Source organism: Bifidobacterium sp. H6bp9 (assembly GCF_032193695.1).
Classification (GTDB): domain Bacteria; phylum Actinomycetota; class Actinomycetes; order Actinomycetales; family Bifidobacteriaceae; genus Bombiscardovia; species Bombiscardovia kimbladii.
On record NZ_JASTZY010000002.1, the window covers coordinates 266,972 to 280,458 of the forward strand.

10 protein-coding genes and 1 tRNA gene are annotated in these 13,487 nt (G+C 62.6%); 1 reads left to right on the plus strand and 10 read right to left on the minus strand.

Annotated features, from left to right (window positions below; translation table 11 throughout):
• Nucleotides 1-95: 95 nt before the first annotated feature.
• From QRX40_RS04785 to QRX40_RS04805, 5 genes are all read right to left on the minus strand, one after another.
• Nucleotides 96-779, minus strand: coding sequence for an NUDIX hydrolase (locus QRX40_RS04785; protein ID WP_313836661.1), 684 nt, complete (start codon nucleotides 777-779; stop codon nucleotides 96-98).
• A gap of 35 nt (nucleotides 780-814) precedes the next feature.
• Nucleotides 815-1,732, minus strand: coding sequence for a Nif3-like dinuclear metal center hexameric protein (locus tag QRX40_RS04790; protein ID WP_313836662.1), 918 nt, complete (start codon nucleotides 1,730-1,732; stop codon nucleotides 815-817).
• A 49-nt stretch (nucleotides 1,733-1,781) separates the two neighbouring features.
• Nucleotides 1,782-4,676, minus strand: a complete 2,895-nt coding sequence (gene polA, locus QRX40_RS04795; protein WP_313836664.1) for a DNA polymerase I — start codon at nucleotides 4,674-4,676, stop codon at nucleotides 1,782-1,784.
• Between the two features lie 7 nt (nucleotides 4,677-4,683).
• Entirely contained in the window at nucleotides 4,684-5,316 is a 633-nt protein-coding gene (locus QRX40_RS04800) for an ANTAR domain-containing response regulator (protein ID WP_197071164.1), read from the minus strand.
• Nucleotides 5,317-5,380: 64 nt separating this feature from the next.
• A tRNA-Leu gene (locus QRX40_RS04805) sits at nucleotides 5,381-5,454 on the minus strand.
• 121 nt (nucleotides 5,455-5,575) lie between these two features.
• On the opposite strand from QRX40_RS04805, the gene QRX40_RS04810 reads away from it, so the two are divergent.
• Entirely contained in the window at nucleotides 5,576-6,169 is a 594-nt protein-coding gene (locus QRX40_RS04810) for an NUDIX hydrolase (protein ID WP_024627356.1), read from the plus strand.
• A 201-nt stretch (nucleotides 6,170-6,370) separates the two neighbouring features.
• Here the strand turns inward: QRX40_RS04810 and pyk are convergent, their stop codons facing one another.
• From pyk to rpsA, 5 genes are all read right to left on the minus strand, one after another.
• Nucleotides 6,371-7,813, minus strand: a complete 1,443-nt coding sequence (pyk, locus tag QRX40_RS04815; RefSeq protein WP_045924555.1) for a pyruvate kinase — start codon at nucleotides 7,811-7,813, stop codon at nucleotides 6,371-6,373.
• Nucleotides 7,814-7,924: 111 nt separating this feature from the next.
• On the minus strand, nucleotides 7,925-8,926 hold the full coding sequence (locus QRX40_RS04820; protein WP_313836667.1) for a TerC family protein: 1,002 nt from the start codon (nucleotides 8,924-8,926) through the stop codon (nucleotides 7,925-7,927).
• A gap of 142 nt (nucleotides 8,927-9,068) precedes the next feature.
• Nucleotides 9,069-11,180, minus strand: a complete 2,112-nt coding sequence (gene uvrB, locus QRX40_RS04825; RefSeq protein WP_045924557.1) for an excinuclease ABC subunit UvrB — start codon at nucleotides 11,178-11,180, stop codon at nucleotides 9,069-9,071.
• A gap of 38 nt (nucleotides 11,181-11,218) precedes the next feature.
• Nucleotides 11,219-11,866 carry a dephospho-CoA kinase gene (coaE, locus tag QRX40_RS04830; RefSeq protein ID WP_313836671.1) on the minus strand — a complete coding sequence of 216 codons (648 nt, stop codon included), beginning with the start codon at nucleotides 11,864-11,866 and terminating at the stop codon, nucleotides 11,219-11,221.
• A 71-nt stretch (nucleotides 11,867-11,937) separates the two neighbouring features.
• A complete protein-coding gene (rpsA, locus tag QRX40_RS04835) occupies nucleotides 11,938-13,443 on the minus strand; it encodes a 30S ribosomal protein S1 (RefSeq protein WP_198177695.1) in 1,506 nt (501 codons plus the stop codon).
• Nucleotides 13,444-13,487 lie beyond the last annotated feature (44 nt).

The window sequence follows — 13,487 nt, forward strand, 5'->3', positions numbered from 1 at the left end:
CTGATCATTCTGACCTGACCATCTTTTCTGACAAGAACCTATCATACCACCGGTATGTTCTACTCGCCCAATCACAGGCGTTGATGCCTGGGACCTTAATCCTTCTGCAGGCGACGGATGGCCTCATGCTGAATGGCCACCACCGCCTTGGCATCGGCGACTCCCGCTGCACAGAGCTCCTGCCAGGAGACCCAGGCCGACTGGATATGCTCGCCCGGGTCGAAGTCGGTGGATCCTTGATGCCAGCGACGCAGATGCATGACCACGATGTGGCCGAGCTCATCGCTCATCCCCAGAGAGGAGTAAACATCGGGAGCAGCATCGATCCAACCGTCCTCCGGATCCAGGTGGCTTTCTGAGCCCGGCGCACCCTCAGGCCCGGGCACCAGACCGGTCTCCTCACGCAGCTCGCGCAGGACGGCCTTGACGGGGCTCTCCCCCGGGTCGATGAAGCCGGCCGGCAGGCCGAAGACATAGGCCTGGGCGCCCACCCGGTACTCGCGGGTCAGCAGATAGGCATCGGCAGAGCAGTCGTGCACCAGCATGACCACGCAGGGGTCGTGACGGATGAGCTGCCGGTCAATGGTTTCCTTGGAACCATCACGCCGAAACATGGCCACCCGCTGCTGGTCGATAACGAATATCGGGCCGCGGAAGACCTCCCTGTCATCCATCAGCTCGGGAGCGCGGGTCATATCGATGCCCTTGGGCCCCTGGCCATCGCGGCCGTCCAGCCTGGCGGCCAATCGTGCCTGCAAATCCTGTGCTTCATCGCTCATGAAATCGCTCCTCCTCAACCATCAATCCTCAGCCGTCAGCGCACCACCATGGTCCAGGGATCAGTGACGATGGATGAGACCTCCACCTGCGGGCGAACACCGGTGGCCGTCTCCAGAGCCCCGGCGATGTCTCCCTTGGCGTAGCGGAACCAGAGGCTCTCGATGGCGGAATGCGGGGTGTTGATCAGCATGGGTCGGGGCTGGTTGGGTCGACCGGCCATTCGGGCCTCGTAGAGGGCCTGTTGGTAGGCGTCCGTGGCAGGGTGATGGCGCAGATCGCTGGTGATGTAGGCATCGGCCCCCGTGGACCGGACCAGGTCGAACTCGGAATCCCCCGAGCCGGGCAGCAGGGCGACTGTGGAGACCATGGCATCGGACGGACCGGCCGCCTGAACGCCCAGAGCCGTCTTGGGCAGGAGGCCCGCCACGGTATGGACCAAATCCTCAAAAGACGCGGGCTTGGGAAGCCGTCCCCAACGGCCCAGGCCTACCTGGATTCCCTGATCGGCGTGCAGGTCGCGGTTTGAGACCGGCTGAGGGGCCAGCGGTCTCGCCTCCTGCAGGTCCAGGGCATCGGCAGCCGCCTGGGCCACGCCACGGTAGGCGGCATCAGCGTTGGTATGCCCCACCCAGAGCCCGCAGTGGCCCTCGATCAGCCTGGTTATCATATCCCCGCGGAAGCCCAGGCCGGAAACCTGGTGCACCGACCTGAAGAAGAGCGGATGGTGGGTGATCAGCAGGTCGGCCTTGTGGTCCAGGGCCTCCTGAACCACATCGGGCCGAGGGTCCACAGCGCACCAGATCCTTCTGACTGGCCAGGACGGATCCCCCGCCACCAGACCTGGATGATCCCAGTCCTCCGCGTAGTCCAGAGGGTAGAGCTCCTCCAACAGATCCACCACCTGGCCCAGGGGCACCGAAGGCCTCTGGGGCTCATCCTGTTCATCAGGCATGACGATCCCTCCTCGGATCCTGCTGGGCCCAGGCCACCCCCGTGTCAGGTCAGTGAGCAGCCAGCTCCCAGTCCTGGCCGATGCCGGTGGACACGTCCAGGGGCACAGCCAATTCAACGGCATGTTCCATGGAATCCTTGACCAGCTTGGTGGCCTTGTCGGTCTCTCCGGGAGCGATCTCCACCAGCAGTTCATCGTGGATCTGCAGGGAGATGCGGCTCTTCAGCCCCTGGTCGGACAAGGCACGGCTGGCCTTGATCATGGCGATCTTCATGATGTCCGCAGCCGATCCCTGGATGGGCGCGTTCAAAGCGGCCCTCTCGGCAGCCTCGCGGGTGGGACGACGCTTGGAGCGCAGCCCGGGGAAGTAGCGCCGCCGACCGAACATGGTCTCGGTGTAGCCCTTCTCGCGGGCGTCGGCCACCAGGGACTCCAGGTACTCATGGACCTTGCCGAAGGTGGCGAAGTACTTGGCGCGCAGCACGTCGGCCGCAGCCGGGCTGATCTTGAGCTGCTGGGCCAGGCCGTAGGTGCTCAGTCCATAGGCCAGGCCATAGCTCATGGCCTTCACGTGGGAGCGCTGGTCTCCCGTGACCTCCTCCATGGGGATGTCGTAGACCAGGCTGGCCACGTACCGGTGGAAGTCAGCGCCAGACTTGAAGGCATCGATCAGGGCCTGGTCCCCGGAAAGATGGGCCATGATCCGCAGCTCCACCTGGGAGTAGTCCGAGGAGAGCAGCGCCTCGTAGCCGCTGCCAGGCACGAAGGCCGAGCGGATCTCACGGCCTCGGGCATCCCGGTTGGGGATGTTCTGCAGGTTGGGGTCGACCGAGCTCAGCCGTCCGGTGGCCGCCACAGTCTGCTCGTAGGTGGTGTGCAGCCGCCCATCCCGCGGGTTGACCGCCTCGCGCAGGGTCTGCACGATCTGCTTGAGCTTGTTGGTCTCCCTGTGCTTGAGCAGGGCGCCCAGGAAGTCGTTGGCCCGCTCGTTGTTGACTGACTTGATGTACAGGTCCTGCAGGACTGAGACGTTGGTCGAATAGGAGCCTGTCTTGGTCCTGTGGGTGGGCACCAGGCCCATGTCGTCGAAGAGCACCTTGCTCAGCTGTTTGGGGCTCTGCAGGTTGACACGGCTGCCGGCCCTATCCCAGGCGATTTCCTGAGCCTGGCGGGCCTCGGCAGCGAACCGGTCGTGCATCTCCTTCAGGCGGGCATCATCCACCTTGGCGCCCTCGGTCTCCATCTGCGCCAGGACTGCGGAGGTGGGCAGCTCTATGGTGCGCAGCAGGCCGTACTGGTGGCGCTCGTCCATCAGCTCCTGCAGCCGCTCGGAGACCATCATGACGTACTGGGCCTGACGCAGAATCCGGGTCCCCCGCCTGCGTTCGTCCTCTTCCTCTCGCCCGTCCAGTGCCAGGGCCCCCTGTGTGGCTTGAGGCTCCTCCTCTACTGGGATGGCCAGAAAATGGGCGACAGCCTGTTCCAGGTTGTCGGCATGAAAATCAGGCTCAGCCAGATAGCCTGCCAGCTTGGTGTCGAACAGGGGCAGGGGCATGTGCAGCCCCTGGCTCTCCAAGAGGTGCAGGTGCTCCTTGTAGCCATGAACCACGCAGGTGCCGATCCGCTGGTCGATCAGCTCCTGGATGGCCTCACGCATGGCTTCGTCAATGTCTTCTGCCATGAGGACCAGGCCGTGGCCGTCCATGGAGAGAATGGACAGCTCCTCCAAGCCGTAGTCGCCGTGCTTGGCCCAGCCGATGGCGTGGAGAACCCAGTGCTCCTTCATGGCCTCGCTGCAGCGCATGGCATTCTGGTCGGAGTCGCCGATGTCCTTGATTTTGTCCAAGGAATCGGCCATGGCCTTGACATGGTCGGCCGAGCGCCGGCAGAGAGCCTTGTCCGGCAGATGCTTCTGGCACCAGTCCCGCAGCTGGTCGGCGGACTCCGTCTTATCGCGCTCGGGCTGGATGAACTCCTCCTGCTTGTTGCTGACATCGACCAGGGCGGATGCCGGCGAATAGTCGTAATCGGCGACCGTGTTGAATCCGCGCAGGATCTTCTTGCGGGTCTGCGGGCCGAACTGCAGCTGCTCGAAGATGGGCAGCACCTGATCCGTATGGATGGTGCCGAAACGCAGATCCTCCACCTTCACGCCCAGGTCCAGATCCCGCACCAGGGCATTGACCTTCCGGTTGAGCCGCACCTGGTCGGCGTTCTCCGCCAGGGCCTGGCCCTTCTTGCCGCCGATCTCGTCGGCGTGTTCCAGAATGGAATCCAGCGATCCGTACTTGTTGATCCACTTGGCGGCATAGCCGTCGCCCACGCCCGGCACTCCGGGGATGTTGTCGGCCCCCTCGCCGCGCATGGCAGCCAGGTCCGGATACTGCTGCGGGGTCACCTTGTAGCGGTCCATGATGGCCTGGGGGGTCATGTGCTTGAGGTTCTTGAAGTGGTGGCCGGGGTAGAGCACAGTGACGTCGTCATCCACCAGCTGGAAGGCATCCCGGTCCCCTGACAGGACCAGGGTCTTGAACCCGGCCTGCTCCCCCATGGTGGCCAGCGTGCCGATGATGTCGTCGCCCTCGTAGCCAGGCTTTTCGATATAGGTGATGCCCAGGCCCTTGAGCAGGTCCTGGATCAGGGGCAGCTGGCTGAGCAACTCCTTGGGGGCGGCTTCACGGGTGCCCTTGTACTGGGGCAGCATGGCATTGCGGAAGGTGCCGCCCTTGACGTCAAAGGCCACGCCCATATGGGTGGGCTTCTCCTTGGCCATGACATCCGCCAGCATGGTGGCAAATCCCCACACCGCGTTGGTGGGCTGCCCGGTCGAGGTGGTGAAACTCTCGACGGGAAGGGCATAGAAGGCCCGGAAGGCCAGCGAATGTCCGTCGACGACCAGCAGGGTGCGGCCGTCCTTGTCCTGCTTCTTCGTCTGGTCTTCCATGGGAGGGCTAACGGTCGTTCTGGTTGGCCACGTTGTTGATGACCACGTCGGCCACCTCCTGCATGGTCAGCCTGCGGTCCATGGAGGTCTTCTGGATCCAGCGGAAGGCCTCGGACTCGGTCATGCCCATGCTCTCCATGAGCAGACCCTTGGCCCTGTCCACCCGCTTGCGAGCCTCGAAACGGGCCTTCATGTCGGTGACCTCGTCCTTCAGGGCGTTGATCTGGTCAAAGCGCGAGATAGCCACCTCAAGGGCCGGCAGCAGCTTTTCAGGAGCGAAAGGCTTGACCACGTAGGCCATGGCTCCTGCATCAGCCGCCTTCTCAACCAGGCTTTGCTGGGAGAACGCCGTCAGCATAACCACCGGGGCCAGGTTCTCCTTGCCGATCTCAGTGGCGGCGGTAATGCCGTCAGTGCCGGGCATCTTCACATCCATGACCACCACGTCGGGCCTCAGCTCGCGAGTCAGATCAATGGCCTCCTGGCCGCTGGCCGCCTGGCCGACCACGTCATAGCCGGCATCCTCGAGAGCTTCGACGGTATCGAGCCTGATCAAAGCCTCGTCCTCCGCCACAACCACGGTCCGCCCTTCGGGGGAATCGCTGCGGTTCTTACTCTCTGAAGCCACTTTCAACCTCATTTCCTGAAAGTCCAACCGATCTTCACCTAAAACCGATGAGGGGCGGATGGGGTTCGCTTTATCGTGCCCCCGGTGAGACTCGAACTCACACTGCACGGATTTTGAGGCCGTTTCCTCTACCAATTGGGATACGGGGGCTTTTCGTTACCACAGAGAATCTACCATACTTTGGCGACGACGCAAGGTTATTCGTGTTGAATCTGCCTTAGAATGAAGACAGTTATGTATACAGGCACATCAGCAGTCGAAGGAGAGCATGATGACCACTCAGATCTATCGACGGTTCGATCCTTGGCGCACCTCCCCCGTCCAGGAGAAGGCCCGCAAGCAGATTATGGACAGCCACTACTTCAGCGTCGACAGGGTCACCTTTGAATCCAGCGACAATCAGACCTTCGATCGCAGCATCGTCAGCGAGAAGCATGGAGACACCATCGCCGTCCTGGCCATCACCGACGACGGGAGGATACCGCTGGTCGAGCAGTACCGTCTGCCCACCCACCGCTGGACCCTTGAGCTGCCGGCCGGGCATCCGCTCAACGACAAGGAAGCCCCCATCGATGTGGCCACCAGGCGGTTGCGCGAGGAGGCCGGATACAAGGCTGCCTCCTTTAACCAGTTCGCGAGGTTCATCAATACTCCCAGCTTCTCCACCCAGCACACCACGCTCTTCTACGCGGAGGGCCTGACCCCGGTCCAGCCGGCCAGCCTGGCACCAGAGACCCCGCACCAGAACGTGCGGCTCTTCACTGTGGATGAGGCCTACGACATGGTGATTGCAGGAACCATACTGGACGCCAAAACCACCATCGCCATCCTGCGGGCCAAAATCGGACTTTCCGACCTGCACTGACGCACAGATCTGGAGCTACTGCATGTTTTCACAGGTTGACATATCTGGTTGAGACTGGCACCTTCAGACAAGGAACCGGTGGCCTCTCCCCCTGCATTTACCAACGGGGAAAGACCACCGGTTCACTGCTTCATCAGCATCTTGGGAATCTCAGGGTCCGCCTGACTGACTCAATCGACAGTCAGGCGGCAAATCTGAGAATCACTCGTTGGAGCCCACGGTGTGGACGTAGATGCAGTCGGTGTTGCCCGGCTCATGCTCGCCCTGGGCGCAGCTGAGCACCACCAGGCAGTCGCCGTCGGAGACCTTGCCCTGCTTCTTCAAGGTGGAGTCCACGAAGTTCATCAGGTCTGCGCGATTGAAGTCGTGGTAGTCCTGCCCGCAGAGGAACGCCTCGGTGCCCCAGCTCAAGGCCAGCCAATGATAGGTGTGCTCATTGGTGGTCAGTGCATAGATTGGGGCAGCCGGACGCTCGCGAGAGATCCGGTGCACGGTGTTGCCCGTCTGGGTGAAGGCCACGATGGCCTTGGCGTTGATCTTGTCGGCCAGATCCACGGCGGCGGAGGAGACGGCGCCAGAGTTGGACATATCCAGGTTGTGCATGGCCGGGATACGGTCGAAGCCGTGCGTGGTGGCGTAGTCGGAGATCCGGGCCATGGTGGAGACCGTGGTGTCGGGGTATTCGCCCACGGCGGTCTCATTGGAGGTCATGGTGGCATCGGCGCCGTCAAGAACGGCGTTGGCGCAGTCGGAGGCCTCAGCGCGGCTGGGGATGGGCGAATGCACCATGGAGCCCAGGACCTCGGTGGCGACGATGACCGGCTTGGCGTACTGACGGGCCAGCTCGATGCAGCGCTTGGTCACCAGTGGGACCTGCTCGAAGGGCATCTCCACAGCCATATCGCCGCGGGCCACCATAATGCCGTCGAAGGCCTTGACGATCTCCTCCAGGTTCTCAACAGCCTGGGGCTTCTCGATCTTGGCCACGATGGGGATGCGGCGACCCTCCTCGTCCATGATCTCGTGGGCGCGGTCGATGTCGGTGGCGAAGCGGACGAAGGACATGGCGATGATGTCGGCGCCGGTGCGGATGCCCCAGCGCAGATCCTCCTCGTCCTTTGGGGTCAGCGCCGGCAGGCTCACGGCCACACCAGGCAGGTTGATGCCTTTGTGGGAGGAGACAGGACCGGCCACGACCACCTTGGTGTGGACCTGGCTGCCCTCGACCTTGGTGACCTCCAGGCGGACCTTGCCGTCGTCGATCAGGATGGGATCGCCGGGGTGGCAGTCCCCGGGCAGACCCTTGAAGGTGGTGGAGGTCATGTGCTCGTCACCCTCGACATCGTCGGTGGTGATGATGAACTCCTGGCCCTCCTTGAGGATGACCTTGTCTTCGCCCTGCTCGTTCTTCTTGAACCAGCCACAGCGAATCTTGGGACCTTGCAGATCGACCAGGGCCGCCACATTTCGTCCAGTCTCCTTGCTGGCCTGACGGACGTTGTTGTAAACCTTGAGGTGATCTTCAGGGGTGCCGTGCGACCGGTTGAGCCTGGCCACATCCATGCCGGCCTTGACCAGCTTGGTAATGTTTTCCAGCGACTCCGAAGCCGGCCCGATGGTGTCGACGATCTTGGCTTTGCGCATATGCTACCTGCCTGTTCTTTTTCCTGTTTACCGTTCTATTGTACAGACTCGGCCTGATGGAAACCACTATTTCCCGTTAGCGCTAACAACCCTTGTGATTCAAAGGATTGTTTATTGGTTTTTCCCCTGCGAGGCGGTTGCAAGGGACTGGCGACGGCTCTTGAGCACCGAAGCCAGAGCGGCGATGCCTACGGCCAGAACGATGACCAGCAGGGATGCCCAGGTCGGTATATCCGGCACGGCTGTCAGGGGCCGTCCGCCGTTGATGAAGGGCAAGGTGTTGCCGTGCAGAGCCTCCAGGATCAGCTTGACGCCGATGAAGGCCAGGACCACAGCCAGCCCCAGGGGCAGATACTCCAGCTTGTCCAGCAGGGATCCCAGCAGGAAGTAGAGCTGCTGAAGGCCCAGCAGGGCGAAGACATTGGAAGTGAAGACGATGAAGGGATCCTTGGTCAGTCCGAAGATGGCCGGAATGGAGTCAAAGGCGAACATGACATCGGTGGTGCCGATGGCCAGGAAGACCACCAGCATGGGCGTGAAGTAGCGCTTGCCCTCGAAGGTGGTCCGCAGACGCTCACCGTCGTAATGGCTGGTGATGGGGATGACCCGTCGCAGGGCCCTGATCAGCCCGTTCTCGTGGTACTCCTCCTGCTTGCCCCGGCTGGAGACCATGTTCCAGGCGGTATAGAGCAGGAAGAAGCCGAAGATGAAGAAGACCCAGGTGAAACGGGTGATCAGCGCCGTCCCGGCCAGGATGAAGACGCCGCGCAGCAGCAGGGCGATGGTGATGCCGACGCTGAGCACATAGCGCTGAAGCCGCAGGGGCACGGCGAAATTGCTCATGATGATGACGAAGACGAAGAGGTTGTCGATGCTGAGCGAGTATTCGGTCAGCCAGCCCGAATAGAACTCGATGGCCGGCTTGGATCCGGCCACCTTCCAGATCAAAGCACCGAAAATCAGAGCCATGACCACGAAGAAGCCGATGTGCCTGACGCACTCGCCGGTCGAAGGCACGTGCGGCCGGCGCCCGATCACCAGAAGATCGACCACGAAGAAGACGGCCAGCACAACCAGGCTCACAACCATGAACGGCAGAGGTGTCTCGGACATATCACCAGACTCTAGCGGCAAGATATGACGTGCTCGTCTCCCCCTTCTGCCCGTAGGACATCCTCACAGGCAGCGGTCTGCAGGTCGGGCCTGTGATGCTCTTGCCTCCACATCACAGGCCGAACTTGCTTTTTGGGGCAGCTTACTTTTTGGCCTCGGTCATCTGCCGCAGCTCCTTCTTCAGATCCTTGATTTCGTCGCGCAGACGAGCCGCAAGCTCGAACTGCAGCTGTTGCGCAGCCGTGTGCATCTGGTCGCTCAGCTGACGGATCAGGTCGGCAAGGTCCTGCGCCGGCAGACCGGCCTGGAGTATCTCCTGATGTCGCTTGTCGGCCTCCTCCTTGTCGTAGAGGGGCACGCCCAGGTGGGAATTGCCGGCCTTGTTGGCGTTGCGGTAGCCGCCCGCCAGCAGGGTCTGGGTGTCTACATCCTCCTTGGCCAGCATGTCGTTGACGTCGCTGATCTTCTTGATCAGCGGCTTGGGATCCACGCCGTGCTCCTTGTTGTAGGCGATCTGCTTGGCCCGGCGACGGTTGGTCTCGCTGATGGCCTTGTCCATGGAGTCGGTGACCTCGTCCGCGTACATGATGACCTTGCCGGACACGTTCCTGGCCGCACGGCCGATGGTCTGGATCAGGGACCGGTAGGAGCGCAGGAAGCCCTCCTTGTCCGCATCCAGGATGGCCACTAGGGAGACCTCGGGCAGATCCAGCCCCTCACGCAGGAGGTTGATGCCCACAATGACGTCGATCTTGCCCTCGCGCAGCTCCCGCAGGAGCTCCACCCGCCGCAGGGTGTCCACATCCGAGTGCAGGTACTCCACCTTGATGTCGCGCTCGAGCAGGTAGTCGGTCAGATCCTCGGCCATCTTCTTGGTCAGCGTGGTCACCAGAACCCGCTCGTGACGTTCCACCCGGGCCTTGATCTCGTCCAGGAGGTCGTCCACCTGGCCCTTGACAGGCCTGACCTCCACCTCGGGATCCAGAAGGCCTGTGGGTCGGATGACCTGCTCCACCACCCCGTCGGACAGGCCCATCTCGTAGTCGCCAGGCGTAGCCGACAGGTAGACGGTCTGGCCCACCTTGTCCAGAAACTCGGGCCACTTCAGGGGACGGTTGTCCATGGCCGAGGGCAGACGGAAGCCGTGCTCGACCAGGGTCCGCTTGCGGCTGGCATCCCCCTCGTACATGGCTCCGATCTGGGGAACCGTCACATGGGACTCGTCGATGACCAACAGGAAGTCGTCGGGGAAGAAGTCCAGCAGGGTGTGGGGCGGGGAACCGGGTTCGCGCCCGTCGAAGTGGCGGGAATAGTTCTCCACTCCGGAGCAGGTGCCGATCTGGGTGAGCATCTCCAGGTCGTAGGTGGTGCGCATGGTCAGCCTCTGGGCCTCCAGCTCCTTGCCCTGCTTGCGCAGCTGGCCCACACGCCAGTCCAGCTCCTCCTTGATGGTCTTCAGGGCGCGCTCCATCCGCTCGGGACCGGCCACATAGTGGGAGGCGGGGAAGATGTGCACGGAGGTCTCATGGGCGATCTCGTCACCGGTCAGCGGGTGCAGTGTGGAGATGCGGTCGATCTCGTCGCCGAAGAATTCGATGCGGACGGCCAGCTCCTCATAGACGGGGATGATCTCGACCGTGTCGCCGCGCACGCGGAAGGTGCCTCGGGTGAAGGCGATGTCGTTGCGCTTGTACTGCATGTCCACGAACTTGCGCAGCAGGTCGTCCCGGTTGATCCGGTCACCCTCGTGCAGGAAGAGCATGCGTCCGGCGTACTCCTCGGGCGTGCCCAAGCCGTAGATGCAGGAGACGGTGGCCACCACCACACAGTCGCGCCTGGTCAGCAGGTTGGCCGTGGCGGCGTGCCGGAGCCGCTCCACGTCGTCGTTGATGTTCGAGTCCTTCTCGATATAGGTATCCGTTTGAGGGATGTAGGCCTCGGGCTGGTAGTAGTCGTAGTAGGAGACGAAGTAGGAGACCGCATTGTCGGGCATGAGCTCGCGGAACTCGGCGCAGAGCTGGGCGGCCAGGGTCTTGTTGGGCTCCAGAATCAGAGTGGGCCGCTGCAGGCGCTCGATCAGCCAGGCCGTGGTCGCGGTCTTGCCGGTGCCGGTGGCGCCCATGAGCACCACGTCGTTCTCGCCGTTCTCGATCCGCGTGGCCAGCTCCTCGATGGCCTCCGGCTGGTCGCCGGAGGGCTTGTAGGGAGACTTGACCACGAAGGGCTTGTCGGTCCGCTCAATGTTGAACCCCATGAAACTCCCTTCCAGGATGCGTCATTCGCCAAGGCCCCTCAGTCGCTGTGCGAGGACCCCCGGGCCAAGGATTTCAGCTCTTCATATATTCTATCAACAGACTCGAACATTTGTTCGATAGGCTGGGATCCGTCCACCAGCAGATCGGCCTGGGCGCGTCGCGAACTGCTGCTGGCCTGGGAACCGATGCGCTCAACAGCCTGGCTTGGCGTCATATGCCGCTGATTCACCATACGCGCAATCCTCACCTGGCTTGGGGCCTCCACCAGCAGAACCCTGTCGAAGCGAAAAGGAATGGATGATCCCACCTCGGTCAGCAGGGGCACCTCATGGACCACCACCCCGGAACCCTCCAGCCAGGGCTGTTCGGCCTTGGCGGCCAGATCGTAGACCAGCGGATGGATGATGCCGTCCAGGTCCCGGCGATCCCGGTCGGCCGTCGGCCCGCCGAAGACCCGTGCCGCCAGGGCTGACCTGTCCACGCCCCCCTGGCCGTCCCCGCAGTCTGTGCCAAACCGATCCAGGACCGGCCCTACGCCGGGTCCGCCCGGAGCGATGACCTCGTGGGAGAGCTGGTCGTAGTCGATGACCTTGGCCCCGTCCTGAGCCAGCCGAGCCGCCACCGTGCTCTTGCCAGCCGCTATCCCGCCAGTCAACCCCACACGTATCATCCCGACCTCCCGCATATCCCTTGCGACAGCAGATACGAATGGAGGGGTCCGACCGAGGCCGGACCCCTCCATTCACCGCTAAATGCTCACTTCTTTTCCTTGAGCAGCTGCTCGCGCAGGGCGGCCAGCTGGTCGTCGGAGGCCAAGGTGCCCTCGGAGCTGGACTCCGAACTGTAGTTGGTGGTCTCCTCGGAGCTCTGACGGCGGGAGCGCGAACCGGAGGCGGGCGCCTGGGAGGACCGGCTGTCCTCGGCGGCCGAAGCCTCGGCGTTCTCCAGCTCCTTGGCCACGAAGGCCTTGTGCTGCTCCCAGAGGTCGTGGGCGGCCGCATACTGGGACTCCCACTCCTCCCGCTGCTTCTCGTAGCCGGCGATCCACTCGTTGCTCTCGGGATCGAAGCCCTCGGGGTACTTGTAGTTGCCCTCCTCGTCGTACTCGGCGGGCATGCCGTAGATGGCCGGATCGAAGTCCTCGGAGGTCGGGTCGACGGAGTCGTCGGCCTGCTTGAGGGACAGGGAGATGCGGCGGCGATCCAGGTCGACGTCGATGACCTTGACGAAGATCTCCTCGCCCTGCTTGACCACGGTCTCGGGGTTCTCCACGTGGCGGTTGGCCAGCTCGGAGATGTGGACCAGGCCCTCGATGCCGTCCTCGACGGAGACGAAGACGCCGAACTGCACGATCTTGGTGACCTTGCCCTTGACGATCTGTCCGGGCACGTGGGTCCGGGCGAAGCGCTGCCAAGGATCTTCCTGGGTGGCCTTGAGGGACAGCGAGATGCGCTCGCGGTCCATATCGACATCCAGCACCTCGACGGTGACCTTGTCGCCCACCTTGACGACCTCGCTGGGGTGATCGATGTGCTTCCAGGAGAGCTCGGAGACGTGGATCAGGCCGTCCACACCGCCCAGGTCGACGAAGGCGCCGAAGTTGACGATGGAGCTGACCGTGCCCTCGCGGATCTGGCCCTTCTTGAGCTGGGCCATGAAGGTCTCGCGCACCTCGGACTGGGTCTCCTCCAGGTACTGGCGGCGGGAGAGGACCACGTTGTTGCGGTTCTTGTCCAGCTCCAGGATCTTGGCCTTGATCTTCTGCCCGATGTAGGGAGACAGGTCGCGCACGCGGCGCATCTCGACCAGGGATGCGGGCAGGAAGCCACGCAGGCCGATGTCGACGATGAGCCCGCCCTTGACGGCCTCGATGACGGTGCCCTCAACGACGCCGTCAGCCTCCTTGATCTTCTCGATGTCGCCCCAGGCGCGCTCGTACTGGGCACGCTTCTTGGACAGGATCAGGCGGCCTTCCTTGTCCTCCTTGGTGACGACCAGAGCCTCGATGGTGTCACCGACCTGGACCACATCGTCGGGATCGACATCCTTCTTGATGGAAAGCTCGCGGGAGGGAATCACGCCCTCGGTCTTGTAGCCGATGTCCAGCAAAACCTCGTCATGGTCGATCTTAACGACCGTCCCCTCGACCAGATCCCCATCGTCGAAGTTCTTGATGGTGGAATCGACTGCCTTGATGAAGTCTTCCTCGGACCCGATGTCATTGACCGCGACCTGGGGGACTTCCTTCTTGTTCTCTGCCATTAATTAAATTGTTTCTTGTATAGTTGGTGGATATTTTTTCCGTA

Coding starts and splice junctions, on each gene's coding strand:
- QRX40_RS04785 (WP_313836661.1), bottom strand. CDS start 779: ATGAGCGATGAAGCACAGGATTTGCAGGCACGATTGGCCGCCAGGCTG.
- QRX40_RS04790 (WP_313836662.1), bottom strand. CDS start 1,732: ATGCCTGATGAACAGGATGAGCCCCAGAGGCCTTCGGTGCCCCTGGGC.
- polA (WP_313836664.1), bottom strand. CDS start 4,676: ATGGAAGACCAGACGAAGAAGCAGGACAAGGACGGCCGCACCCTGCTG.
- QRX40_RS04800 (WP_197071164.1), bottom strand. CDS start 5,316: ATGAGGTTGAAAGTGGCTTCAGAGAGTAAGAACCGCAGCGATTCCCCC.
- QRX40_RS04810 (WP_024627356.1), top strand. CDS start 5,576: ATGACCACTCAGATCTATCGACGGTTCGATCCTTGGCGCACCTCCCCC.
- pyk (WP_045924555.1), bottom strand. CDS start 7,813: ATGCGCAAAGCCAAGATCGTCGACACCATCGGGCCGGCTTCGGAGTCG.
- QRX40_RS04820 (WP_313836667.1), bottom strand. CDS start 8,926: ATGTCCGAGACACCTCTGCCGTTCATGGTTGTGAGCCTGGTTGTGCTG.
- uvrB (WP_045924557.1), bottom strand. CDS start 11,180: ATGGGGTTCAACATTGAGCGGACCGACAAGCCCTTCGTGGTCAAGTCT.
- coaE (WP_313836671.1), bottom strand. CDS start 11,866: ATGCGGGAGGTCGGGATGATACGTGTGGGGTTGACTGGCGGGATAGCG.
- rpsA (WP_198177695.1), bottom strand. CDS start 13,443: ATGGCAGAGAACAAGAAGGAAGTCCCCCAGGTCGCGGTCAATGACATC.